Source organism: Streptomyces sp. NPDC044063 (assembly GCF_056434285.1).
This window is the reverse complement of record NZ_JBWKFM010000022.1, coordinates 1-24756: the sequence shown is the minus strand read 5'-3', so window position 1 is coordinate 24756 and position 24756 is coordinate 1. Positions and strand designations below refer to the sequence as shown.

Sequence of the window (24756 nt, the reverse complement as noted above, 5' to 3'; positions counted from 1 at the left end):
GAGCCTGTGTGGGTTGAGGGAGAGAGGGGGGTGGGGGGAAAGGGGGGGGAGGAGGGCGGGCCAAGGGGCGGGGGTGCGTCCCGCCCAAAAAAGCAGGGGGGGGGGGGGGGGGGACCCCAACCCCCCCCCCCCCCCCGCCCCGGGGAGTACGGACGGCGGGCGTGTCGCCCGGCGGGTCAGCGGCGGGCCGCCGCCGCGCGCTGCCGCAGGTATCCGGTCACGGCCAGCACGAGCGTGAGGCCGCCGGTGAAGTACAGCTGGAGACGGGTCTCCTCCTCGCGCAGCATCAGGGCCAGCACCCCGACGATGCCCGCCAGGGCCAGCCAGGTGAGGTAGGGGAAGAGCCACATCTTCACGAGCAGCTGATCCTTGGGGATGCGGCGGCGCCCGACCAGCTGGGAGACGGCGATGAAGCCCCAGACCACCAGGGTCGCCGCGCCGACCATGTTGAGCAGCCACTTGAAGATGGTGGTCGGCCACCAGTAGCTGAGCAGCACCGCGACGTAGCCGAAGGCGGCCGAGGCGATGACCGCGTAGCGCGGCACGCCGCCCCCGCTGACCTTGCCCAGCGCCTTGGGGCCCTGGCCGCGGGAGACGAGGGAGAAGGCGATGCGGGAGGAACCGTAGATGTTGGCGTTCATGGCCGACAGCAGCGCGACCAGCACCACGACGTTCATGATCTGGCCGGCGCCGGGGATGTCCAGGTGGTTGAGGACGGCGACGTAGGGGCCCTTGACGACCGACGGGTCGTCCCACGGGATCAGGGTGACGACGATCAGCAGCGAGCCCACGTAGAAGAGGGCGATGCGCCACATCGCGGTGCGCACGGCCTTGGCGACGCCCTGGCGGGGGTGCTCGGACTCGGCGGCGGCGATGGTCACGGTCTCCAGGCCGCCGTAGGCGAAGACCGAGGCGAGCAGGCCCACGACCAGGCCGTTGACGCCCATGGGGAAGAAGCCGCCGTTGCCGGTGAGGTTGTCCGCGCCGGGCGAGTGGGTGCCGGGCAGCAGGCCCAGGACGGCCAGCACGCCCAGGACCAGGAAGGCCGCGATCGCGGTGACCTTCAGGGTGGCGAACCAGAACTCGAATTCACCGAAATTGCTCACCGCGGCCAGATTGGACACGGTGAAAAGGATCATGAAAAGGGCGACCCACATCCAGGACTCGGTGCCCGGGAACCAGCCGGTCATGATGGACGCGGCGCCGATGCCCTCGGCCGCGACGGCCACGCACAGCAGGGTCCAGAACACCCAGCCCGAGGTGAATCCGGCCCAGGGGCCGATGTTCCGCTCGGCGTGCACGGAGAAGGAGCCGGAGGCCGGGTTGGCCGCCGACATCTCGCCGAGCATGCGCATCACGAGCATCACCAGCAGCCCGGACGCCGCATACGCCAGCACGATCGACGGACCGGCCGCGGCGATGCCCGAGCCGGACCCGACGAAGAGCCCGGCGCCGATGACGCCACCGAGGGCGATCATCGACAGATGCCGCTGCTTGAGGCCGTGCGACAGCGCCGGCCCCTGCTGGGTGTCCGCCGGGGTGGCGTCGGGGGCGGGGGTCCCGCACGCCGCCGGCGGGGAGGGTATACCAGTCATGATCGTGATTGCCCCGTTGGGTGAGAGCGGAAAAGTTGCCTCAGTGTCGGGGCGATGTTGGCTGAGGACAATACCCCTTACACAGGTATCCGATATTCGGACACTTGTATGACCGTCCGTGTCTGACATATCGGCAAAAACAAAAGGGAGGAACTCCCGGCCGGATGATCAGCCTCCCGGCCGGGAGGGTGCCGTGGCCTGAATCAGCCCTCGCGGCCGGCCCGGCGCAGCCGGACCTCGCGCAGACCCGCCACCACGAGCACCGCGCCGGTGGCCGCCGCCGACCACATCAGCTGCGGCCGCGCCTCGGCGTCGGTCAGCATCAGCACCAGCACCCCGCCCATGGCGGCCAGCGCCGCCCAGGTCAGATAGGGGAAGCACCACATGCGCAGGGTCAGCCGCTCCGGCGTCTCGCGCTCGATCCGGCGGCGCAGCCGCAGCTGCGACACCGCGATCAGGCCCCAGACGAACAGCAGGACCGCGCCCACCGCGTTGAGCAGATAGCGGAAGATCGAGTCCGGCCACTCGAGGTTGAGGACGACGGACGCGAAGCCGAACGCCACCGAGGCCAGCACCGCCCGGCGCGGCACGCCGCCGCCCGACACGGCCAGCAGGGACCGCGGCGCCTCGCCCCGCTCGGCGAGCGAGAAGATCATGCGGGAGGAGCCGTAGAGGTTGGCGTTCAGGGCCGACAGCAGGGCCACGAAGACCACGATGTTCATGATCTGGCCGGCGCCCGGCACCCCGACGTGGTCCAGTACGGCGACGTACGGGCTCTCGCCCGGCTTCATCGCCGTCCACGGCAGCAGGGTGACGATGACCAGCATCGAGCCCACGTAGAAGAAGAGGATCCGCCACACGGCGCTGCGCACCGCCCGGGCCACGGCCCGCGCCGGGTCGTCGGACTCGGCGGCGGCGATCGTGACGACCTCCAGCCCGCCGAAGGCGAAGACGACCGCGAGGACACCGGAGACCACGCCGCTCCAGCCGTGCGGCAGGAAGCCGCCCTGGCCGGTGAGGTTGGTCAGCCCGACCGCGTCGGTGTCCGGCAGCAGTCCGAAGATCGCCAGCAGGCTCAGCCCGAGGAAGAGGACGATCGCGCCCACCTTCAGCGCGGCGAACCAGAACTCGAACTCACCGAAGTTCTTCACCGCCGCGAGGTTCGCGGTCGTGAAGACCAGCATGAAGATCAGGACCCAGCCCCACTGCGGGACCGAGGGCGCCCAGCCATGGGCGATCCGGGCCGCGCCCGTCGCCTCCACGGCCAGCACGACCACCAGCAGGAACCAGTACAGCCAGCCGACCGTGAACCCGGCCCACCGGCCCAGCGCGCGTTCCGCGTGGACCGAGAAGGCGCCGGAGGCGGGCATCGCCGAGGACAGCTCGCCCAGCATCCGCATCACCAGCATCGCGAGCGCGCCCGCGATCAGGTAGGAGATGATGATGCCGGGGCCCGCCACGGCGATTCCCGCGCCGGAGCCGACGAAGAGACCGGCGCCGATGACCCCGCCCAGGCCCAGCATCGTCAGATGCCGCTGCTTGAGTCCCGGGGCCAGAGGCTCCTTCTCACCGTCGGCCAGGGGCTCGGCGACCAGCTGTGCGTCGTGGTGCATGGGATCGTTCTTTCGGATTGTGCGTGGTGCGGCGCGAGGCGCGCGGAGAAACGCAGTGCGCGCGCAAACGCAAGAAACGCAAGAGCTGGTTCCAGATTCCCCCGGCCGGGCGGCCCGAGCCAAGCCGCACGCGGCCTCTCGTGACAAGCATCACGTTTACGTGAGCAACCGTTCCCGGAGTGCCGACGGGCCGGACGCCGCGCGGGGGGACCCGCCAAACCTCGGCGGTCCGCCTTTGTCACTGCCGTCCGGTGCCCAAAGGGTGACGCTCGGCTAACGTCGGGCTGTCCCTGCTGATCCCTCACCCGCGGAGTACCGATGGCCACCGCCACCGTCCCCACCCGTGCCCTCCCCGGTACGGTCCTCGCCGACCTGCTCCCCGCCTCCTCCGCGGGGCGTGCCCGTGTCCGGGACGCCGCCCTGGTCCTCGGCGGTGCCGTGCTCACCGGCGTCACCGCGCAGATCGCCGTGCCCGTCCCCGGCTCCCCGGTCCCGGTCAGCGGTCAGACGTTCGCCGCCCTGCTGGTGGGCACCGCCCTCGGCGCGCGCCGCGGCTTCCTCTCCCTCGCGCTGTACGCCGTGGCCGGCGTCGCGGGCATGCCGTGGTTCGCCGAGGCCCGGTCGGGCGCCGCGTTCCCGTCCTTCGGTTACATCCTGGGCATGCTGCTGGCCACCACCGTCGTGGGCGCCCTGGCCCGCCGCGGCGCCGACCGCTCGGTCCTGCGCACCGCGGGCACGATGGCGCTGGGCTCCGCGATCATCTACGCGGTCGGCGTCCCCTACCTCGCGCTGGCCACCCACATGCCGCTCGGCCAGGCGGTGGCCGTGGGCCTCACCCCGTTCCTGATCGGCGACGCCCTCAAGGCCGCCCTGGCGATGGGCGCCCTGCCGGCCGCCTGGAAGCTGGTGGGTCGCCGCGGCTGACGCGCGGCGCCTCCTTATATATCCGCGATACCTCCGCGCGCCGGCCCGCATCGGCGCGCACGGGCCGGGCCCGCACCTCGTCGACGGGGTGCGGGCCCGGTGCGTACGCGGGTGCGCGGGGCCTGTCCTAGTGACGGCCGTTCCGGCGGCGGGCCGCCCGGACGCCGGCGGTGCCGGCGGCCAGCAGGAGGACGGCGAGCGCGGAGGCCACGACCAGCGGGGTGGACGGCGAGCCGGTGTGGGCGAGCTCGTCGTCGCTCTCGTCGTACGACGAGGAGGAGGACGGCGAGGACGACGAGGGGGCGGGCGCGGTCGCTCCCGGCCGGTCCGCGCTCTTCGTCGGGGCGGGCGTGGTGGGCTTGGGGCCGCCCGTGGCCGCGCCGCCCGTGGCGGTGCCGCCGGTCGCCGTCGGCGCGGGGGCCGTGGTGGCGCCGCCGCCTGCCGAGGGGGTCGCCGGCGAGCCGGAGGGCACGTTCTTGGTGCCCAGGAGGAGCGGGGTGTCCGGTGCGTCGGAGCTGGTGTCCGTGGTGCCGAAGTGCACGGGACCCTGCTGCCACAGCAGTGTCTTCCCGTCGCTCAGGGTGACGGGCAGACAGATCCGCCCGGTCTTCGTCAGATCGAACGTCGCGGACACGCGATAGGTGCGGCTCGCTCCCGCCGCGAGCTTGTCGACGGCGCACACGTAACCGCTGTTGGACCCCTGCGGGAGTTCTCCCGAGGGAATGGCGGTGCAGCCTTCGACGGATGTGACGCGCAATCCGTCGAATCCCACGACCTTCAGTTTGACGGCCCCGATCTCCTTGGCCTCGTCATTGCGTACCGTGGCAGTCAGACTGGTGTTCCCCGATTTTTTGTTCACCGATATCCGGGCCGGCAGCCGGGTGCTGACCCGGTAGCCGGACGGGGCGTTCGCCGCCGGGCTGCCGCCCTGGCCACTGCCCGGTGTGGGCTCGTCGGCCCATGCCGCGGCCGGTGCCAGCGCCATCAGCGCGGCGATCACCGGCGCCAGGCGGCGCATTCGGTGATGACTTCGGAACATTTTCGCTCCCCCCTATCTCCACTCCCTGCAGAAGTATTTGAATAGGTACCACAAGATTCGAATGTCCGAAGGTGCGGAAGGGGAATTCCGCAATGGGGGCGGGCCTGGTGGGGAATTCGAGTGACGAGATGCGTGGGCGGCTCGTGGTGGGTCGCTACCGGCTGCTGGAACTGATCGGCCGCGGCGGCATGGGGCGGGTGTGGCGGGCCACCGACGAGACGCTCGGGCGGCGGGTGGCGGTCAAGGAGATCCGCGTCGACGGCCTCGTCGGCGAGGAGAGCGCGGTTCAGCGGGAACGCAGCCTGCGCGAGGCACAGGCCACCGCCCGCATCGACCACCCCAACGTGGTCCGGGTCTACGACGTGGCGGAGGAGGAGGACCGGCGCTGGATCGTGATGGAGTTCGTCGACGGCCGGTCCCTGGAACAGGTCCTGGCGCGCCGGGGCCCGGTGGCCCCGGCGGAGGCGGCGCGCATCGGCCTGGGGCTGGTCCGCGCGCTGCGCGCCGTGCACGCGGTCGGCGTGCTGCACCGTGACATCAAGCCGGGCAACGTGCTGCTCACCGCCGGCGGCCGGATCGTCCTCACCGACTTCGGTATCGCGGCGATGCAGGACGCGGCCGCGCTGACCATGGCCGGCACCCTGGTCGGCTCCCCGGACTACATGGCGCCGGAGCGGATCGAGGGGCGCCGGCAGGGCCCGCCGTCCGACCTGTGGTCGCTCGGCGCGACCCTGTGCGCGGCGGTGGCCGGGCACTCGCCCTTCAGCCGCGCCACCACCATGGCCACCCTCCACGCCGTCCTCTACGAGCAGCCGGAGATCCCGGGGGCCGCGGGACCACTGCGGGAGCTGCTGGCCGGCCTCCTCCTCAAGGAGCCCGGCCACCGGCCCACCCTCGACGGCGCGGAGGAGACCCTGACCCGCCTGCTGGAGCCGCCACCGGCGGAGCCGCGTCCCCAGCCGCACCCCATGCCCCAGCCGCGTCCCCAGCCGCACCCGTCGGCCGGGCCCGCGCCCGTACCCGTACGGCCGCCCGTGCCCGTACCACTGCCCGTGCCCGTACCGCCGCCTGGGCCGCCGCCCGTACCCGCTCCGGGACCCGGGCCGGGCGCCGGGGGGAGTGACGGAGAAGGCGGCCCGGAGCCCGCCGGCGGGCCGGCCGGTGGGTCGCGGCCGCGCTCCCGCCGCCGGGCGGCGCTGCTGGCCGGGGGAGCGGTCGTGGCCGTGTCGGGCCTGGCGGTCGCGGTCGTCCTCGCCGTCCAGGGGCCCGGGGGAGGGGAGGACGCCGAAAGGGGCGGCGCCACCGGCACCGCGTCCACCGGCACCGCGTCCGGCCGCCCGCGGCCGAGCGGACAGGGCGACCCGACCCGGCGCGGGGACGCCACCCGGCAAGGCGACGCGACCGCCACCGCCACAGCCACCGCCACCGGCGCCGTACGCCGGGCCGAGGACGGCTTCAGCTGGGTCCCGCCCGCCGGCTGGAACCGGACGCAGCAGAGCCCGAGCGACGTCACCTACACCTCGAAGGACGGCGCCATCGAGCTCTCGGCCAAGCAGGGCCGGACGACGGAGGACCTGCTGACGCACTGGCAGCGGTTCGAGGAGGGCTTCCACGGCACCCCCGGCTACCGGAAGATCAGGCTGGAGCGGACCACGTTCTCCGGCGACCCCGCGGTGGTGTGGGAGTACGCCTTCCTCCAGGGCGGGCAGCCGCGGCAGGGCCGGCAGCTGGGCTTCTCGGAGGACGGGCGGACGTACCAGGTCAGCGTCTGGTACGCGGACGCCGCCGAGACCACGGCGCTCGCGGTCTACGACAGCGTGAAGGGGTCGTTCCGTGCCGGGTGACGGCGTGGAACGACCCCTTCGGGTGCTTCTTGGGGCGCGACGCGCCCGCGGTTACTTCGCGGAGTCCTCCACCGCGCGCTTGCCGCGGCCGCGGACCACGCCGATGAGCAGGACGATCACGCCCACGAGGGTCGACAGCAGGACCTGCTCACGGTTGTCCCCGCCGTCGTAGACCATGAAGCCGAGCACGAAGGTGATCATGCCGATGGTGGCCCAGGTCAGGTACGGGAAGAGCCACATCTTCACGAAGTGCCGCTCCGGCATCTCGCGCTTGATGATGCCGCGGAACTTCAGCTGCGTGACGCAGATGACCAGCCACACGAAGAGGGCGATGGCACCGGAGGAGTTCAGCAGGAACTTGAAGACGGTGTCCGGCCAGACGTAGTTGAAGATCACCGACACGAAGCCGAAGACGACCGAGCCGAGGATCGCGGCCTGCGGCACGCCCCGCGAGTTGGTCTTGGCGAACGCCTTGGGCGCGTCGCCGCGCTGGCCGAGGGAGAAGGCCATGCGGGAGGCGGTGTAGAGGCCCGAGTTCAGGCAGGACAGGACGGCGGTCAGAACGATGACGTTCATGACCTGGCCGGCGTGCGGGATGCCGATCGAGTCCAGGGAGGCGACGTAGCTGCCCTTCTCGAGGATCGACTTGTCGTTCCACGGGAGCAGGGAGACCACGACGAGGATCGAGCCGAGGTAGAAGACCGCGATGCGCCAGATGACGCTGTTGGTGGCCTGGCGCACGGCGCGCTGCGGGTCCTCGGACTCACCGGCGGCGAGGGTGACGATCTCGCTGCCCATGAAGGAGAAGACGACCATCAGCACACCGGTGAGGATCGCGCCGGGGCCGTTGGGCAGGAAGCCACCGTGCGAGGTGAGGTTGTCGAACCCGGCACCCGGGTTGTCCGAACCGGGCAGCACGCCGAACATCGCCAGGCCGCCGATCACGATGAACGCGGCGATCGCGACGACCTTGATGCCGGCGAACCAGAACTCGAACTCGCCGTACGAGCTCACGGAGGCCAGGTTGGTCGCGGTCAGGACCACCATGACGATCAGCGCCCAGGCCCACTGCGGGACGGCCGGGACCCAGCCGTTGAGGATCGCGGCACCCGCGGTCGCCTCGACCGCCAGCACCACGACCCAGAAGAACCAGTACAGCCAGCCGATGGTGAACCCGGCCCAGCGGCCGAGCGCCCGGTCCGCGTAGGCGGAGAACGACCCGGAGGTCGGGTTGGCCGCGGCCATCTCGCCCAGCATCCGCATCACGAAGACGACCATCGCGCCGACGAGGGCGTACGACAGCAGGATGCCGGGGCCCGCGGCGGCGATGCCGGAACCGGAACCCACGAAGAGGCCGGCACCGATCACACCACCAATGGCGATCATGGACAGGTGGCGGTTCTTGAGCCCGGCCTTGAGGCCGTCCCCGCCCGCCCCCGGGGCGTGGCCGGGATCGCCGGTCGTCGACCCCTTCGTCATGGTCGGCGGTATCGCGCTCATATGCACGTTCCTTCGGGTTGTTCCTTTGGTTCTCGGGTTACGAGCCACCGCATTAGAACTTTTTGAAGGCGACTTTAGGAAGACCCGAATCCAATTCGTTGTGTTCACTCAGAGTTACCTCGCCCCTGCTGAGCGATCGACGCCCCGGGACGTGCCACACTCGTGCCCATGCGCGTGTACCTCGGCTCCGACCATGCCGGCTACGAACTCAAGAACCACCTCGTCGAGTGGCTCACGGCCCACGGCCACGAGCCCGTCGACTGCGGTCCCCACATCTACGACGCCCAGGACGACTACCCGCCGTTCTGCCTCCGTGCCGCGGAGCGGACCGCCGCGGACCCGGACAGCCTCGGCATCGTCATCGGCGGCTCCGGCAACGGCGAGCAGATCGCCGCGAACAAGGTGAAGGGCGTCCGGGCCGCGCTGGCCTGGAGCGAGCAGACGGCCGCGCTGGGCCGCGAGCACAACGACGCCAACGTGATCAGCATCGGCGGCCGGATGCACACCCAGGAGGAGGCGACGAAGTTCGTCGAGATCTTCCTGGCCACCCCCTACTCGGGTGACGAGCGCCACACCCGCCGCATCGAGATGCTGAGCCGCTACGAGACCACCGGCGAGCTCCCCGCGATCCCGGCCCACCACCCGCAGCAGGGCTGAGCGAGGCCGCCCGGCCCGGCCGGTCGCGTCCGCCCGACCGGACCCGGCCGGCCGGGCCGCGCCGCCCCCCCCCGGGCCGCGCCGGCCCCCGGGGCCGCCGCACGGCGAACGACGAGACGTCCGGAGGACAGACCGCCATGCCCGAAGGGCATACGATCCACCGCCTGGCGGCGGACCACAACGACGCCTTCGCGGGCCGCGCGGTACGGGCGACCAGCCCGCAGGGCAAGTTCGCCGAGGGCGCGGCGCTGATGGACGGCCAGGTGCTGGAGGCGGCCGAAGCGCACGGCAAGCACCTCTTCCTCGGCTTCGCCGGCGCCCGCTGGATCCACATCCACCTGGGCCTCTTCGGCAAGTACAGCTGGGGCCCGGGCACCGCCCCGCCGCCCCCCACCGCGACCGTGCGGCTGCGGCTCGCCAACGCCGGCGCGTACGCGGACCTGCGCGGCCCGACGACCTGCGCGCTGATCACGGAGGCCGAGAAGGAGTCGATACACGACCGGCTCGGCCCGGACCCGCTGCGCGGCGCCGACGACCCGGACCGGGCCTGGCGGCGCGTCTCGCGCAGCCGCACCACCGTCGCCGCCCTGCTCATGGACCAGAAGGTCGTGGCGGGCGTCGGCAACGTCTACCGCGCCGAGGTCCTCTTCCGGCACGGCATCGACCCGTACCGGGCGGGGCGCGACCTCACCCGCCGGGAGTGGGACGCGATGTGGGCGGACCTGGCGCTCCTGATGCGCGAGGGCGTGCGGAACAACCGGATCGACACCGTGCGGCCCGAGCACACCCCCGAGGCCATGGGACGCCCGCCGCGCGTGGACGACCACGGCGGCGAGGTGTACGTCTACCGCCGCGCCGGGCAGGCCTGCCACCTGTGCGGTGGCGAGATCCGTACGGCGGACCTGGCCGCCCGCAATCTGTTCTGGTGCCCGGACTGCCAGCGGAACTGACGGTTCGCCAGGAAGGCCGGGGCCGGGGCGGCGGAGGGCCGTACCGGCCCGGCGTGCGCCGAACTCCGCGCGCGGTCATGGACATCGGCGAGCGTGACCGTGCGCTGTCCGTTGCGTATGGGGCGTCTGTGACGCCTGATGTGCGAGGCCGGCGGAATCGCGCTCCGGCAGTGCCGTGTACCCCCGGCACGACATCCAAAACCGGCCCTCGGCGGAGCATTACCGCTCAAGCGAACGAATTTCGCATATGGTTGCTCTCCGGGTGGCCGCCCGGCGCCCCGATGGCAGCCGTGTCGGCGCGGCGTGAATCGACGCACCGCCGAATGGGTGGATAAGGTCCCGATGCAATGACTGGCGGTGCGGAGACCCCGACGGCCCGGATGCGCAAAGCACTGCACCGGGCCCGGACGAGCGTGCGCAAGGCCGGTGTCGACTACTTCCGGGGCGACGGCTCCGACTGGCTCGCCCTCACCGCCCTGCTGGTCTCCGTCCCCGCCCTCGCCTGGGGCACCGTCTCCCAGCCCGACTGGTGCGCGCCCGCCGCGCTCGTCCTGCCCATCATCGCCGGCGGACTGCTGCTGCGCCCCGCCAGCCTTCTCGGGCTCTACGCCGCCGCGGCCACGGCGCTCATCACCGAGTCCGCGGCCCTGGACGACATCTCCCACCACGGCACGGACCGGGTCAGCCCCGGCACCATCCTCGTCGTCGCGGCCGTCGGCTTCTTCGGGCTGCTCATCGCGCAGTTCCGCAGCCGGGTCGGGGTGCCCTGGCGGCGCGGCGGAACGATGCTCTTCGACCTGCGCGAACGCATCCGCGTCCAGAGCAAGCTGCCCAAACTGCCGCGCGGCTGGCACCGCGAGATGGCCCTGCGGCCGGCTGGCGGCCAGTCCTTCTCCGGCGACTTCGTCGTCGCCGCCCGCACCAACGGCGGCCGCACGCTGGAGGTCGTCCTCACCGACGTCTCCGGCAAGGGCATGGACGCCGCCTCCCGGGCCCTGCTGCTCTCCGGCGCGTTCGGCGGCCTCCTGGGCTCCCTGCCGCCCCACGACTTCCTCCCCGCCGCCAACGGCTACCTCCTGCGCCAGGACTGGGACGAGGGCTTCGCCACCTCCGTCCACCTCGTCCTCGACCTGGAGACCGGCCACTACGAACTCCTCTCCGCCGGCCACGTCCCCGCCCTCCACCTCAGCGCCGGCTCGGGCCGCTGGGAGGAACGGGCGGCCGACGGCCCGCTGCTGGGCGTCTACGACGGCGCCGTCTTCGAATCGGTGAAGGGCACGCTCCGCCGCGGCGACGTCCTGATGCTCTTCACCGACGGCCTGGTGGAGACCAGCGAACGCGAGCTGACCGAAGGCATGGACCGCCTCACCGGCGAGGCCGACCGCTACGTCGCCTCCGGCTTCCACGGCGCCGCCTGGCACCTCATCGAGGCGGTCGCCAAGGACGTCAACGACGACCGCGCGCTGCTGCTGATCTGCCGCGACTGACATCCGCGCCCCCGCGGACGATTCCCCTGTGCAAGGCCGGAGAACACCCACGCTCTGACCCGGCGAAGTTCAGGAGGCATGGCATGGCAGCACCATCGGTACCCGGGCCGGCGGGCGGACAGCCCCGTCTCGACCGCCCCGCCGTCCCGGCCCAAGTGCCGCGTGTGCTCACGGAGGAGGCCCCCGGGCCCCTGCCGGACGAGGAGCTCCGGCGGATCTTCTCGCGCGCCTGGCGTTACCTGCGGTCCCGGGGCCTCGGCGCCGCGGACGCCGAGGAACTCGCCCAGGAGAGCGTCCTGGCGGTCTGGCGCAGGGTGCCACCGCTGGAGCCGGCGGCCGCGACGGCGTACGCCCTGCGGACGGCCCGCAACAAGATGGTGGACCTGCGCCGCTCGCGTCAGCGCCGCCCGGAGACGCTGACGGACTTCGCCGAGTGGGACCGGGCCTCGGACGACGACGTCGAACTCCTCGTCGAGGAGTCGGCGATGGCCGCGCAGGCGGTGGAGGTGCTCAAGAAGGCCGTGCCGGGCAAACGGGCGCGCGACGCCTTCCTCATGGTCGAGGTCTGGCGCCTGACGGCCGCGGAGGCCGCCGAGCTCCTCGACTACCCGACCGCCGGCGCGGTCCGCACCGCGGTCTCCGACGCGAGGAAGCGGATCCAGGCGTACTGCGACAGGCAGTGAACGGCGGGACGGCCGGGTCGGACGCGTCTCCTGATCACGAGGAAAGGTCGTGATCAAGGGGCGGGCCTTGCCGGGCCCCCGGGGGGAGATGGAGGAACTCATGGAACGGAATCGGGACGGGTACGACGACTTCCTGTCCGTACTCAGGGCCGCCGACGACGAGACGGTGCGCGCCGACAGCGGGACCGGCGAGGAGTGGGCCGAGCGGAAGGCGGCCCTGCTCGCCCGCGGCGGACCCCGGCGCGAGGAGGACGAGGCGGAGGCGCCGCCGGACGGCACCGAACCGTCCGCCGTCCGCCTGTGGTCCCTCGTCACCGTCGCCCTGGGCGCGACGGCCGTCACCGTGACGCACGCGCTGTGGGCCCGGCTCACCGGCATCGTGCTCATCGTGCTGGCCTTCCTCGGCGACGACCTGCGGCGCCTGTGGCGGCAGCGGAGGGCGGCGGGCGCCGGGCGGCCTCCCGGCATCGCGGCGTCGGCGGCGACCGCCGCCGTGGTGTCGGCGGTGGTCTCGGCCGTGCCCGTCATTCCCCACTGAGCACGGGATGGTGCGGCACGCCGGTGGGTCCGGGCCGATCGGGGGACCGCCCGGACCCACCCGCGTCAGCCACGCCGCCGGGCCCTACGCCGCCCCACCGCCGTCCGGCACCGGCCCGCGGCTGCCCGGACCCGCGGGCGTCAGCCATGACGGCGGCGCAGCGCGGCGCGCCGCGCCCGCCGGTGCTTCGTCTTCTTCCCGCACCAGCTCGCCGCGCTCAGCAGGACGCCGGCGAGGGCGACACCGGCGGTGGCCATGGGTCCGTTGTGCATCCAGAGATAGTCGTGGGTCGCCAAGCCGACGGCCGCGAGGCCGGCGGTGCCGGAGAGCCCGCTCGCGATCGCGTACCCGGCGTCGATGCGGCGCTCGAGGGATTCGAGCCGCGCGGCGGTGGCGGTCCGGGCGGTGGCCGGGCTGTGGCGGTCGTCGTCGTTCTCGGCGGGGTGCTGATGCGGCATCGGTGACTCCAGGGCCGGGGAAACCGGACAGGGCACTGGAGAATCGTCACGGGGCGGGAATGTGTCACGGGGAGTCGGACGGGGTGCGGACCGGCGGCCGGCGCGGCGCTCCGCACGCTCCTCAGTCGAACCGGATGTGCTTGGCCCCCGTCCAGGCCCGGCGCAGCGCGCCGCGCAGCGGTGTGCTGGTGTCGGGGGCCAGGGTCAGCCCGGCCGAGGCGGCGATGCGGTCCGCGACCTGTGGGACGGTGAGCCGGTCGGTTCGGATGTGCTCGGCGAACTCCTCTGCCTGGAGCCGTTCCAGGCAGAGGTCGAGCTTCGACATGGCGAAGCTCTCCCGCCGCAGGGCGGCGTCCTTGCCGGCGACGAACCGCACCGCGTGCCCGAACCCTCGCTCGCGGAGCCGTCGCAGCACCGTCTCGCGACGGGCCAGCAGGGAGAAGTGCCGGACATCGTGCCCGCGCTCCCGCAGCCGGCCGACGATCTCCCGGAAGTAGGCGGGCTCCACCACCGTCATCGGCACGATCACCGTTCCGCGATGCTCGCGCAGCGCCAGATCGAGCACGTCATGTACGCCCTGCCGCCACGCGGGAAGGTCCTGGAAGTCTCCGCGCAGGCCCGGGGGCATCATCCGGTGCAGGCCGAAACCGACGTGCTCGGGGTCGCACACGACGCTGCCCGCGAGCCGCCTCCGGATCTCATGAGCGCTCTGCGTCTTACCGCCACCGAAGGGGCCGTTGATCCACACCAGCATGCGCGGAGCCTACGGCAGGGGTCGTGCGGCGCGGTCGGTTGTCAGTGGCACCTGGCACGGTGGGTGGTGAGGGTCCTTCACGGAACGGTCGGGAGTGATGTGATCTCGTAACAGATGCCACGTCAGTTCGAGAACGTCTTTGTGATCACGATGATGATGTTGATAGACATGTTCGAGCTAAGTGGCGTATGCATGGGGGTGAGCTCGTGAAGTTCGACATGGGAAACACGACCCTGTCCGGACTGGTGTCGAAGACGCGCGGTTCGAACGAGGACCTGGGTGGCCTGGTCCGGCAGCTGGTCGAGGCCGCGCGGCCGCTCGAGGGCAAGTTCAACGGTGCCGGCAAGCAGGCCTTCGACCTCTTCAAGCAGCACGCGGACGGTATCGCCAAGGATCTGAACGGTTCGCTGAGCGCGATTCTCGGCGGCCAGTCGGGCATGGACTCGGCGTTCGGTACCGGTGACCAGGAGTCGGCCGACAACGCGCGCCAGCAGATGGCGGCGGCGAACTTCGACGCGGCCCGCTTCTCGGGCCGTTCGGCGTAAGGGGGAATTCCATCATGGCGGGTACGGGTGCGGGTGCCGACCGGCGGAGTTACGACGGCTCTGCCTCGACCGAGGTGCAGGGGTCGCTGGCGGGCATCATCGGGCGGCTGGAGACGCTGCTGATCGAGCGCGACACGGCGGTGAAGGCGGCGATGGCCGAGTTCAAGGCCGACGGCGTCTCCGACGAGTACCACGGCAAGGAGCAGCGCTGGAACAAGGCTGCCTCCGAGGTACGTCAGATCATCACGCTGCTGCGCTCCACCATGGAGAAGAACGACGGCACGGCGCAGTCCACGCTGGCCAAGGCCAAGGCGGCCGTCGACAACATCGGCTGATTCAACGCCCGCCCGGGGTGCCGGGCGGGCCACCCCGGGGTGCCGGGGTATCGGGGCGTCACGTGGGTGCGGAGGGGGAGTAGGTCGTCATGGACGGGTGGAACATCGATGTCGGCGCTGTGAGCAAGGTCCTTGAGGCCACCGGCAAGCTCGCGGGCAAGCTGGGCGAGGAGTTCGAGGCCTACCCGAAGTCCATGCAGAGCGCCGGCAAGCACGCGGGGACGATCGCCAAGGGTGGCGTGGCACCCGAGGGCGGCGGCGGTCTGGTGATGGCGGCGCTCGCGGAGTTCGCGCAGAAGAACCAGGACGACCTCAAGTTCATCGGGGTGCGGACGAGCAAGTCGCTGACCGGGGCGGCCGAGGCCACCAAGGCCTACGCCCATGGTGACCAGGAGATGGCGGCCACCGCGCAGCGGAACTTCTCCAGCGCGCCGACGCCGGAGGAACTGGCAGGCAAGGCCAAGTGGCAGACACGCGACCAGGGCCAAGGCCAGGGCCAGGGCCAGGGCCAGGGAAAGGCTGAGGTCTGATGCTCGACCCGAGCGAGATACCCCAGTTCACCGGCAACCTGGAGGAGCTGGACAAGGATGCGACGGCGCTGAAGAACGGCGCGGGCCACATCCGCGACGGCGGCGCGGACATCCACGCCGCGTTCCAGGGACTGTCGGCTCCGTACCACGCGCCCGAGGCGGACAAGCTCTTCGCGACGACGCTGCCGGTCCGCGACAAGGCCAAGGACTTCGGTGACGACCTGGAGAAGGTCGCCGCGGCGCTGACGGCGTACGCGGGCGAGGTGAAGCCGCTGATCGAGAAGCTGAAGAGCCTGAAGGCCGAGCAGGAACGTTTCATCGAGTCGGTCAAGGGCGACAAGGACTGGGAGTACGACAAGAAGAAGACCAGCCACCAGAAGCGCATCCGCAGCGACATCGACGAGACGGTCGCCGCGTTCTACGATGCCGAGCGCACCGCCGCCAACAAGATCACCGCCCTGGTCAAGGACGGCACCAAGTGGATAGCCGACGACGGCTCCCACAAGAAGGGCATGTACGGCTTCAAGGCCGAGGACCTCAAGCACGCCAAGGTGCCGTGGGGACAGCCGGAGGACCAGAAGCACCACTGGTACGAGGTGGGCCACTGGGTGAAGTCCTTCGTCTGGGACGGCCTGATCATCGACGGCGTCGTCGGCACGGTGAAGGGCCTGGGCACCCTGGTCGGCTTCGACGGCTGGGACGCGATGAAGAACGCCTGGAAGGGCCTGGGCATGCTGGCCGTCGGCGTGGCGGCCTACTCCATCCCGTCCGTCCGGATGATCCCGGACAGCATGCTGCCGCAGTTCGTCAAGGACTCGAAGAAGGTGGCCCGCGAGGCCGGCAAGGCGATGGTCGCCTGGGACGAGTGGGGCAAGAACCCGGGCCGGGCGGCCGGTGCGGTGACCTTCAACGTACTGACGACCATCACGGGCGCGGGCAACGTCGCGAAGGCGGGCACGGTCGCCAAGGTCGCGGGCGTTGCGGGCAAGGTCGGCAGGGTCATCGACCCGATGACGTACGTCGGGAAGGGCCTGGGCGCGGGCTTCCAGGGCGTCAAGGTCGCCGTCCCCAAGGTCGGCGAGCTGATGAGCGGTCTGCGCACCTCCCTCGGCGGCACCCACGCCATCCCGGCCGGCTTCACCATGCCGCGGGACATGCCCTCGGCCGCGCTGCCGGACACGCACGGCGTGACGGCGGCGTCGTACCACCCGACGGCGGCGGGGGCGGGCGCGGTCCCGTCCTCGTTCCACGGCGGGGCGGAGGGGGCGGGCACGGCGCACGCCGGGGACGCGGCCCCGGTCTCGCAGAGCTCGGCTCCGGCCCCTGCTCCGGCACCGGCGCCGCACAGCCCGGCACCGGATGCGCCGGTCTCGTCGCCGTCCTCGCACAGCGCGGCGGCGGACGCGCCCGCCAAGACGCCGCCGCCGCACCACGAGTCGCCGCAGGCACACGACACGCCGCCGACCGTGATGCCGGACAACTCCGTCCGCTTCTGGGACGGGACGACCCTCCACGAGAGCGGCACGATGGAGACCCCGGCGGGCAAGCCCCACACGGACCCCATCCCCGTCGAGCTCTCGGCCGCGGACCGCGCGGCGCACCAGAAGCTGGAGGCCTCAATCCCCTCGGGCGACGGCCCGGGCGTCCCGCACGGGCACGACCGGTCGGCCGGGGACGGCGCGCCGGCGCCGCACGAGGACAAGCCCGTCCTCGCGAGCGTCGGAGCAGGCAGGGCCACCGCGGACGCGGCGGCGCACGTGGGGAACGTGGGCGAGAACCCCGGCGTCAAGCTGCACAGCGACCACCCCACCCCGCACGAGCAGCCGGCCCACACCAACGCGGGCGGCACCCCGGCGGAAGCGACGGGCCGCACCGCGGACAACACCCCCCGCGCGAGCCACGAACCCCCGACGGGTGGCGGAACAGGCGGCGGCCACACGCCGATGCACACCGGCGGCGGGGGCGGCGGTCACGACCTCCCGACCACGGGCCGGGGAGGCGACGCCCACACCCCGGCAAGGGGCGACGGCCACAGCACGCCCGCGCACCCGGGCCACGACACACCGGCCTCCGGCGGGAGGGACCACAACACCGAGGGCCACGGCCGCCCCGACGGCTCGGATCGGACTCCGCACGGCCACGGCGAGCCCCACCATGCGGACGACGCGCCGCCGCGCGACGGTGGTAATTCCCGGCCACACGACACATCTGACGGCAACGCCCACCCGGGCGATGGCGCGCATGCGCCCGAATCAGCTGGTACCGATGTACCCTCTGGCGCTCACGCTTCGAAGGCGGATCACGTTCCGCTCGAGCGCGGCGGTGATATGGAGCAGGCCTTCCGTGACGGCATCAAGGAGATGCCAGGGCGGCAGCGGCCGAAGCCGAAGGTCGTGGAAAAGATCGTGGAGCGCCTCGCCGAAGACCCGAACGGCCGTGAGATTGCCGAGATAATCGCGTCCGGTCGGTTCAAGGACAGTGAGAATTTCGGTCATGTGATCTCGAACATGGGTGCTGGGCGGGAGCAGATGCTGCAGCCTTCCATCGACCAGATTCGCTTGGCCAACGACCTGTACGAACGTGGATTCCGGGACATGGCCTTTGAGATCAAGGAGAACCGCAGCGATATTGACGTTCTGGTACGTGACGAAACGGGATACTCGGTTGGATATCAGATGAAACGACTCAATGAGCCGCTGAGTCCATTCGATGAGATCACCCGGGATCATCACCTCTTGCAGCTGCAGCGAGCCGATGTCGATCACCGAGTCATGCTCGTGGATGGGCAGGGTACTGTGGCCGAATGGCAAGCCAGAGGTATTCCGGCGGAACTCCAGCGAGTGTACGACGGAGTGCATCCCGCCAAACTGCAGAAGGGCGAAGGGGTGTCGTTCGTTGTGCGACTCGATGACGGCATCTTCATCATTCCTCCCGATGGCACTCTCTATCCGAAGGGCGTCCAGTGATTACATCTACACCGGTCGGCAGCTGGACCTGGGAAGCCAGGGCGCTGGTCGAGGAAACAGGACCCCTGCATAGGAGTGCTCGCACGGCACAGGCCATCTACGCGGTTTTGGCCCAGCATGGTTGCGTTGTGGGAGCCCCGGAGGCCCTCATCGAGGTTCGACGGCAGGGGGCGACGAAGGAGGTGGTCTTCCTTCGTGAGCGCATCCCTGTCACCGTGGACGCACCGGACGGCGGCGAGGAACTAGCCCAGGCGCTAAGCGATGCCGGTCAGGTGGTGGAGGAGTCGGCAGGTCTCGTCACTTTGTGGCTGTCTTGCCCGGGCGTGTGGCATGACGGTGACAGGGAAATCCTGACTGAAAGGCTCTTCGGTATCGACGTTGCTGCCTGGCCGAAGGGCCCCGATGTCGTCACGCTGCACACCTACACCGACGCATGGCTGACACACACTCTGAGAGGTTTTCCGCAGCCCCAGGTACATGCTGCCAATGCCCCTCGCCTGGCGGAAGCACTGCAAGCTGTGTCCGATCTGACGGGAGATGTGGCAGACCCGGGGGATCCCACATGGTTCGCGACCCCTGCAGTCGACGGGTTTGAGGAACTACCTGACGAGGAACCGGAACTTCTGGACTCCTGGGAGATGTACGAGGTCCCCTTCCGTTTGAAGAAACTTCGTTCTGCCCTCCCGTCCGGTCTGGACTGTTATGCGGATTGGGCGGACACGCCGATCAGGTACGTTCCTGTGGTTGAGGGCAACCGGGTGCTCGGGTACTTGTGGGTTGCGGACTCCGAGGGCGCTGCAGGGTATGAGCCACGCAGTGCTGTCGGTGAGATCGCTTATGACGCGGGTGTCATCTGGCTGCAACGTCTTTGCGACGCCAAGGTCCGTGGGATCACACCCAATCAGGCAATCCAGGAGTTTCTGCTTCTGGACGTCCCAGACGCGGGCGGCGTACTGCTCGGTGCGGCAGGAGGAACCGCTGAACTTGAAGGTCTGAGGGAGCTTGCCGGGCGTTTCTGAGCGCCATGCAGCGGGCCTGAACCATCCCGACGCTCATGGTTCTCGCAGCGTCAGTAGATTCGCTCCTGCGCGAAATGGGCAAGGAAAGTGAACCAGTTCTCCTCAACTGCCGGTATCGAAGTTCTGCGCGACCGCATACGTGGATGCCTGCTCGGCGGAGCCGTCGGCGACGCCCTCGGGAACCCCGTCGAGTTCCTTTCGCTGGGCCGTATCCGTGCCGCCTACGGGCCGGGCGGGATCGCCGGGATGGTGGCCGACGCGGACGGGGTGGTCGGGCGTGTCACCGACGACACGCAGATGACGCTCTTCACGGCGGAGGGGCTCATCCGTGCCGACGCCCGGGCGCAGTCCAAGGGCATCGGGGGCGCGGAGACCGCCTGTCTGCGGCACGCCTATCTGCGGTGGCTCGACACGCAGGACCACGCCTCGCCGCCGCCCGCCGAGGAGCGGTTCGACGTGGTGCGGTCCGGGTGGCTGCGCGAACAGCCGTGGCTGTACGCGCGGCGGGCGCCCGGCAACGCCTGTCTCTCCGGGCTCGGGCAAGGTCACACCCCTGACCCCCGCGGCCCCCTCGACGGCACCCCCGGCCCCGTCAACCCCCACTCCAAGGGCTGCGGCACCGTCATGCGCTCCGCGCCCTTCGGTCTCACCGGGGCGTTCGCCAAACACGCCTTCGAGCTCGCCGTCCGCGCCGCGCGGATCACGCACGGCCACCCCACCGGCGGTTACGCCGCCGGTGCCTTCGCCGCGATCGTGCGCCACCTCATGGACGGCGCGTCCCTGGAAGCGGCGGTCGCACGGACGCTGGAGCTCCTCGCCGCCTATCCCGGCCACGGCGAGACGACCGACGCGCTCCGCCGTGCCCTCGCCCTCGCCGCCGAGGGATCGCCCTCCCCGGAAAAGGCCGAGAGCCTCGGCGGCGGCTGGATCGCGGAGGAGGCGCTCGCCATCGCCGTCTACGCGGCCCTCGCCCACCCGGACCCCGGCTCCGTCGCCGACGCCCTCCTGCTGTCCGTCAACCACTCGGGCGACAGCGACTCCACCGGTTCCGTCTGCGGCAACCTGCTGGGTGTCCTGCACGGCGAGGCCGCCCTGCCGTCGTCCTGGCTCGCCGTCACCGAGGGCCGGGATGTCATCGCGCGGGTCGCCGACGACCTCGCGCTCCAGTTCCACGGACCGACGCCCCCCTACGGCGAGTCGGTCCACCCGCGCGAGCACTACCCGCACAACTGACGCCGCGACACCTCAGCGCCTCAGCACTACAGCACCACAGCACCACAGCACCCACGATCCAACTTGTACGGGGGACGACCATGGCCACTCCGCCACCACCACAGCCCTTCCCAGCGCCGCCGCAGCCCTTCGCGCCGCAGCAGCCCGGCTTCCCCCCGCCCCACCCCCAGAACGCCTACTGCCGCATCTGCGGCGGCTTCCCCGCCGTCGACGTGACCGTGCGCGGCCACCAGGGCATCCTGGTCATGATGCGGTTCCTGACCCTCAAGGGCCCCTTCTGCCGCACCTGCGGCACCGCCGTACGGCGTCAGATGACCGGGTCGACCCTCGTCCAGGGCTGGTGGAGCCCGCCTTCGCTGGTCATCCTGACGCCGTTCACCCTCCTGTGGAACGTCTTCGTCAGGGCGAAGCTCAACAAGCTTCCGCCGCCGGTGCCCGGCCAGCCCGGTACGCCGCTCGATCCCGGTCCGCCGATGTTCCAGCGGCCTGCCGCGCTGGGACTGCTGATCCCGGTCGCCTGGGTGCTGTTCATGGTCTTCCAGGCCGCGCGGGGGTCGTAGCCCCCGTGGACCTCCACCCCCTCCTCCGCACCGGCTTCGACGGCCGGCCCGCCGACGACTTCGACGACATCCTCTACGGCGCCTACGAGGACCCCCGCCACCGCGACCGCGTCCCGTCCCTCGCCGCGCTGATGAACGACGAGGCGGCGTCCGCCATGGACCGGTTCCTCGCCTGCGTCGTCCTGACGACCTGGGCGGAGCCCGCGGGCTACGAGGCGGTGCTGCGCGCGGCCGCCGATCCCCGGAACGCGCCCTGGTACGACATCAGCGTCGACCGGAAGTTCTCGGTCGACTCCACCTTCGCGCAGCTCGCCGACGCCCTCGGCTCCGGCGAGGAGCTGGCGGAGGAGAAGGGGCACGCCCGGCTCCGGACGGAGACGCTGCGCGCCCTCGTGCGGATCGCGGACACCGAGTACTTCGAGGAGAAGCTCGAGGGCACGCTGCACGGGGCGGCGCTCGCCGCGCTGCTCCCGGACGTGGTGGAGACCGTCCTGCGCGGGGTCCGGGCCCTCGGGTCGGGCCGCCGGATCCGGTTCGACCTGGCGACCCAGCTCGTCGATCTGGCCTGTGCGATCGCCCTCGCCGACGCGCCGACGGCGGTCGCGCTGGCCGAGCGGGTGATCGCCGCCGACCCGGGCCACCGGGTGCTCGCGCACGCGACGACCGTCGTGGCCCGTGCCGAGGGGGAGGAGCGCCGGAGGTTGGCCGGGCGGCTGCTGGCCGTCGGCGACGAGGAGATCCGTAGGCTGGTCGCCGAGGCCGTACGAGCCGCGGACCACTCCGCGGCACGAGAGGGGGAGACCGGCACCGTATGACGTACATGACCCTCGCCGAGGTCGAGGCATTCGCCCGCCGCGCGCACGCCGGGCAGACCGACAAGGCCGGCCGGCCGTACGCCGAGCACCTGGCCGCCGTCGCCGGGGGCGTGCGTGAGCGCGGCGGGAGCGAGGCGCAGATCGCCGCCGCGTGGCTGCACGACGCCGTCGAGGACGACGCCGTGACGGCCGGCCGGCTGGCGGCGGCCGACCTCCCGCAGCTGACCAAGGACATCGTCCTCGCGGTCACCAAGCGGCCGGGCGAGCCCGCCGAGGCGTACGCCGCCCGCGTCCTCGCCACTCCCGGCGCGCTCATGGTCAAGGCCGCCGACCTGGCCCACAACGCCGACCCCGATCGACTGCGCGCCCTGCCCGACCCGGCCACCCGGGACCGGCTCCGCGCGAAGTACGCCCGTATGCGCGCGCTGCTCGGGCTGGACGACTCCGACGACCGGCCGCCGATCGCCCGGCGTGAGCGGGGCGATGCCGGGACGATGCCGGGGCGTGACGGGGAATGATGACGAAGGATTACGACAGTCAGCTGCTGGAGTCGGTTTCGGTACGGCGCCGGCGAATGCGCGATGCCCTGCTGCACGGCGCCCAGCGGGCCCGCCGGACGGCCGACGAGAAACTCGGCAAGGTATTCGCGGGAATAGCCGTCGCGGCGGTGCTGTGTGCCGGATGTGTGGGGTGGTCGTTCATTCACTACACGCTGGCGAAGCAGAAAGCCCAGCAGAAACAGCAACAGCAGCAACAGCAGCGATACGTGCCGCCCGTGACGCCCTCGCCGACGCCCCCGCCGTCCCCGTCCCCGTCTGTCTCGCCCTCCCCTTCGCTCTCGCCGTCCCCCTCCGCGTCCCCAACGCCCAGCGCGTCCCCGTCCGTTACCCCGAGCGCGCCGACCAGCGCGTCCCCCACGCCGAGCACCGCCGGTCCGACGCCGCGCCGGTCCGCCACCGTCACACCGCACTCGACACCGACCAAACCGAAAAGAACCCCCAAAACGATGGAGACGGGCCGATGATAGGTTCAGGCGAGTGGTGAACGTGGGGGCGAAGCAGCGAACGGAATTGAGCAGGGTCACTCTCGTCGCGGAACGACGGAGAGTGGATCTCGTATTGCCCGCCGACGAACCCATCGGCCGTCTTCTCCCGGACGTTCTGCGGCTGCTCGACGACCGCGTCGGTGGTCACCCGATGTCGCGTCATCTGGTGACCGCTGAAGGAACGGTTCTGTCGCAGGGCGGCACCCTCGCCGACGCGGGTGTGCCCGACGGCGCTGTGCTGCGGCTCGTCCGCGCCGAGGACACCCCCTCCGCTCCCGTCGTGCACGACGTGACCGACGAGGTCGCCGAGGACCTGGACGTACGCGCCTGGCGCTGGGGCGAGCGGGCGCGGCGTGGCACCGCCGGCCTGACCACGATCGCGCTGGCCGTCACCACGACCCTGCTCGCCCGCGCCGCCCTCGGCCCGGCGGCCGTCGCCCTGGGCGTGCTCGCCGCGGCGGGCGTCGCGGCCGTCGCCGGAGCCGTCACCGCCAGGGCCGGAGGCCGTACCGTCGGCACCGTCCTGATGCTGACCGGTGGCGCCCTGGGCCTCCTCGGCGCCTGGGCCGCCGCCGACGCGCACGCCTGGTCCGGGCCCGTACGGCTGGCGGGCGTCGCCGCGGTGGTGACCGTGACGCTGGCACTGCTCGGGCTGTTCTCCCCCCTGGGCCGGGGCGGGCTCATCGGCGCGGGCGCGCTCGTGGCGGTCACCGCCGCGTGGGAGGCCGTCGCGCTGATCCAGCACGACGCGGCCCGCGTGGGCGCCGTCCTCGCCGTCTTCGGTGTCGTCGCCCTGGGCCTGCTGCCCCGGCTCGCCCTGACGGCCGCGGGCCTGACGGCGCTGGACGACCGGCGCTCCGGCGGCGCCTCCGTCAGCCGTCACCAGGTCGAGACCGCCCTCGCCGCCACCCACCGCGGACTGTCCCTGGCCACCGTCGTGGTCGCCGCGTCCGCCATGGCGGGCGGGCTGCTGGCGCTCACCGCGCCCGGGGTGTGGACCGTCCTGATCGCCGCCGTCCTCGCGGTCGTCCTGCTCTCCCGCTCCCGGGCGTTCCCGCTGGTCGCCGAGGTCGTGGCGCTCCTGGCGGCCGCCCTCGTCCTGCTGGTGCGCCTCGCGGTGGTGTGGATCGACCACACCGGCGGCACCCCGTACGGGCCGCTGGCGGCGCTGGGCGCGGCGGCGGTCGTACCGCTGGGCGTCCTGGCGGTCCGGCCGCCGGAGCATGTGCGCGTGCGGCTGCGCCGCGCCGTGGACTTCGTCGAGACCGTCGGCGTGATCGCGCTGTTCCCGCTGGCCGTCGGAGCGTTCGGCGCGTACGGACGCCTCCTCCACCAGTTCTGACAGTTCTGACAGTTCTGAGTTCGACCAGTTCTGAGATCCAGCTTCTGAGTTCCAGGAGAGACGTATGCCCGAGGGCGACTGGCAGGGTGACGTGCTGCGCAACCTGCGTGATCTGACGAAGGAGCTGGACGGTCTCGCCGGCGAGCGCGAGGCGGGCGCGGGGGGGGCGGCCCCCCCCCCCCCCGCCCCCCCCCCCACCCCCCCCCCCCCCCCCCCCCCCCCCCCGTTCCCGGTCCGTTTCGTCCGCCCCTGTCCGGTGGCCCCGGGTGACGTTTGCGCATCGGCCCGGGCTCGCGCCGCTTCCCCCGATACACTGCGGAGCAC

23 protein-coding genes and 1 pseudogene are annotated in these 24756 nt (G+C 71.7%); 18 read left to right on the top strand and 6 right to left on the bottom strand.

The window, feature by feature from the left end; genetic code table 11:
* Positions 1-176: 176 nt before the first annotated feature.
* Complete coding sequence (locus AC07BS_RS24560; protein ID WP_478934494.1) at positions 177-1595, bottom strand: amino acid permease; 1419 nt, start codon at positions 1593-1595, stop codon at positions 177-179.
* Between the two features lie 203 nt (positions 1596-1798).
* A complete protein-coding gene (locus AC07BS_RS24555; RefSeq protein ID WP_478641659.1) occupies positions 1799-3208 on the bottom strand; it encodes an amino acid permease in 1410 nt (469 codons plus the stop codon).
* 318 nt (positions 3209-3526) lie between these two features.
* Between AC07BS_RS24555 and AC07BS_RS24550 the strand changes: the two genes are divergently transcribed.
* Complete coding sequence (locus AC07BS_RS24550; RefSeq protein ID WP_478934492.1) at positions 3527-4132, top strand: biotin transporter BioY; 606 nt, start codon at positions 3527-3529, stop codon at positions 4130-4132.
* Between the two features lie 127 nt (positions 4133-4259).
* Here the strand turns inward: AC07BS_RS24550 and AC07BS_RS24545 are convergent, their stop codons facing one another.
* On the bottom strand, positions 4260-5150 hold the full coding sequence (locus AC07BS_RS24545; protein ID WP_478934490.1) for a hypothetical protein: 891 nt from the start codon (positions 5148-5150) through the stop codon (positions 4260-4262).
* Positions 5151-5299: 149 nt separating this feature from the next.
* On the opposite strand from AC07BS_RS24545, the gene AC07BS_RS24540 reads away from it, so the two are divergent.
* Positions 5300-7015, top strand: a complete 1716-nt coding sequence (locus AC07BS_RS24540; protein ID WP_478934488.1) for a protein kinase domain-containing protein — start codon at positions 5300-5302, stop codon at positions 7013-7015.
* A gap of 51 nt (positions 7016-7066) precedes the next feature.
* Here the strand turns inward: AC07BS_RS24540 and AC07BS_RS24535 are convergent, their stop codons facing one another.
* Positions 7067-8515 carry an amino acid permease gene (locus AC07BS_RS24535; RefSeq protein ID WP_478934486.1) on the bottom strand — a complete coding sequence of 483 codons (1449 nt, stop codon included), beginning with the start codon at positions 8513-8515 and terminating at the stop codon, positions 7067-7069.
* Between the two features lie 168 nt (positions 8516-8683).
* On the opposite strand from AC07BS_RS24535, the gene AC07BS_RS24530 reads away from it, so the two are divergent.
* The 5 genes from AC07BS_RS24530 to AC07BS_RS24510 all read left to right on the top strand — a co-directional run bounded on the left by AC07BS_RS24530 (position 8684) and on the right by AC07BS_RS24510 (position 12830).
* A complete protein-coding gene (locus tag AC07BS_RS24530; protein WP_478934484.1) occupies positions 8684-9172 on the top strand; it encodes a ribose-5-phosphate isomerase in 489 nt (162 codons plus the stop codon).
* Positions 9173-9309: 137 nt separating this feature from the next.
* Complete coding sequence (locus AC07BS_RS24525) at positions 9310-10122, top strand: Fpg/Nei family DNA glycosylase (RefSeq protein WP_478641651.1); 813 nt, start codon at positions 9310-9312, stop codon at positions 10120-10122.
* Between the two features lie 347 nt (positions 10123-10469).
* The gene (locus AC07BS_RS24520) at positions 10470-11609 is read left to right on the top strand and encodes a PP2C family protein-serine/threonine phosphatase (protein ID WP_478641649.1); all 1140 of its coding nucleotides are present in this window, start codon (positions 10470-10472) and stop codon (positions 11607-11609) included.
* Positions 11610-11692: 83 nt separating this feature from the next.
* Entirely contained in the window at positions 11693-12292 is a 600-nt protein-coding gene (locus AC07BS_RS24515) for an RNA polymerase sigma factor (RefSeq protein ID WP_478934481.1), read from the top strand.
* Between the two features lie 100 nt (positions 12293-12392).
* Positions 12393-12830 (top strand): hypothetical protein, encoded by a 438-nt coding sequence (locus AC07BS_RS24510; protein WP_478641646.1) that lies wholly within the window; start codon positions 12393-12395, stop codon positions 12828-12830.
* Between the two features lie 140 nt (positions 12831-12970).
* Here AC07BS_RS24510 and AC07BS_RS24505 read toward each other — a convergent pair whose 3' ends face one another.
* Together AC07BS_RS24505 and AC07BS_RS24500 are read right to left on the bottom strand one after the other, a co-directional pair.
* Positions 12971-13288, bottom strand: coding sequence for a hypothetical protein (locus tag AC07BS_RS24505; RefSeq protein ID WP_478934479.1), 318 nt, complete (start codon positions 13286-13288; stop codon positions 12971-12973).
* A gap of 121 nt (positions 13289-13409) precedes the next feature.
* Complete coding sequence (locus AC07BS_RS24500; protein ID WP_478934477.1) at positions 13410-14042, bottom strand: AAA family ATPase; 633 nt, start codon at positions 14040-14042, stop codon at positions 13410-13412.
* 206 nt (positions 14043-14248) lie between these two features.
* Here AC07BS_RS24500 and AC07BS_RS24495 point away from each other — a divergent pair, with 206 nt between their 5' ends.
* From AC07BS_RS24495 to eccD, 11 genes and pseudogenes are all read left to right on the top strand, one after another.
* The gene (locus AC07BS_RS24495) at positions 14249-14587 is read left to right on the top strand and encodes a hypothetical protein (protein ID WP_478641642.1); all 339 of its coding nucleotides are present in this window, start codon (positions 14249-14251) and stop codon (positions 14585-14587) included.
* Between the two features lie 14 nt (positions 14588-14601).
* Positions 14602-14922, top strand: coding sequence for a pore-forming ESAT-6 family protein (locus tag AC07BS_RS24490; protein ID WP_478641640.1), 321 nt, complete (start codon positions 14602-14604; stop codon positions 14920-14922).
* Positions 14923-15011: 89 nt separating this feature from the next.
* The gene (locus AC07BS_RS24485; RefSeq protein ID WP_478934474.1) at positions 15012-15452 is read left to right on the top strand and encodes a DUF6507 family protein; all 441 of its coding nucleotides are present in this window, start codon (positions 15012-15014) and stop codon (positions 15450-15452) included.
* On the top strand, positions 15452-18418 hold the full coding sequence (locus AC07BS_RS24480; RefSeq protein WP_478934472.1) for a DNA polymerase III subunit gamma/tau domain-containing protein: 2967 nt from the start codon (positions 15452-15454) through the stop codon (positions 18416-18418). Before AC07BS_RS24485 ends, AC07BS_RS24480 begins: the two co-directional genes overlap by 1 nt.
* A gap of 128 nt (positions 18419-18546) precedes the next feature.
* On the top strand, positions 18547-19437 hold the full coding sequence (locus AC07BS_RS24475; protein ID WP_478934470.1) for a hypothetical protein: 891 nt from the start codon (positions 18547-18549) through the stop codon (positions 19435-19437).
* Positions 19438-19524: 87 nt separating this feature from the next.
* The gene (locus AC07BS_RS24470; RefSeq protein ID WP_478934468.1) at positions 19525-20670 is read left to right on the top strand and encodes an ADP-ribosylglycohydrolase family protein; all 1146 of its coding nucleotides are present in this window, start codon (positions 19525-19527) and stop codon (positions 20668-20670) included.
* A gap of 80 nt (positions 20671-20750) precedes the next feature.
* Entirely contained in the window at positions 20751-21230 is a 480-nt protein-coding gene (locus tag AC07BS_RS24465; protein WP_478934466.1) for a hypothetical protein, read from the top strand.
* 5 nt (positions 21231-21235) lie between these two features.
* A complete protein-coding gene (locus AC07BS_RS24460) occupies positions 21236-22045 on the top strand; it encodes a hypothetical protein (RefSeq protein WP_478641630.1) in 810 nt (269 codons plus the stop codon).
* A 5-nt stretch (positions 22046-22050) separates the two neighbouring features.
* On the top strand, positions 22051-22563 hold the full coding sequence (locus AC07BS_RS24455) for an HD domain-containing protein (RefSeq protein ID WP_478934561.1): 513 nt from the start codon (positions 22051-22053) through the stop codon (positions 22561-22563).
* A pseudogene (locus AC07BS_RS24450) lies at positions 22563-22820 on the top strand (hypothetical protein); the annotation flags it as partial. The gene AC07BS_RS24455 and the pseudogene AC07BS_RS24450, both read left to right, overlap by 1 nt.
* Before the next feature lie 262 nt (positions 22821-23082).
* On the top strand, positions 23083-24432 hold the full coding sequence (gene eccD, locus AC07BS_RS24445; protein ID WP_478934463.1) for a type VII secretion integral membrane protein EccD: 1350 nt from the start codon (positions 23083-23085) through the stop codon (positions 24430-24432).
* Positions 24433-24756 lie beyond the last annotated feature (324 nt).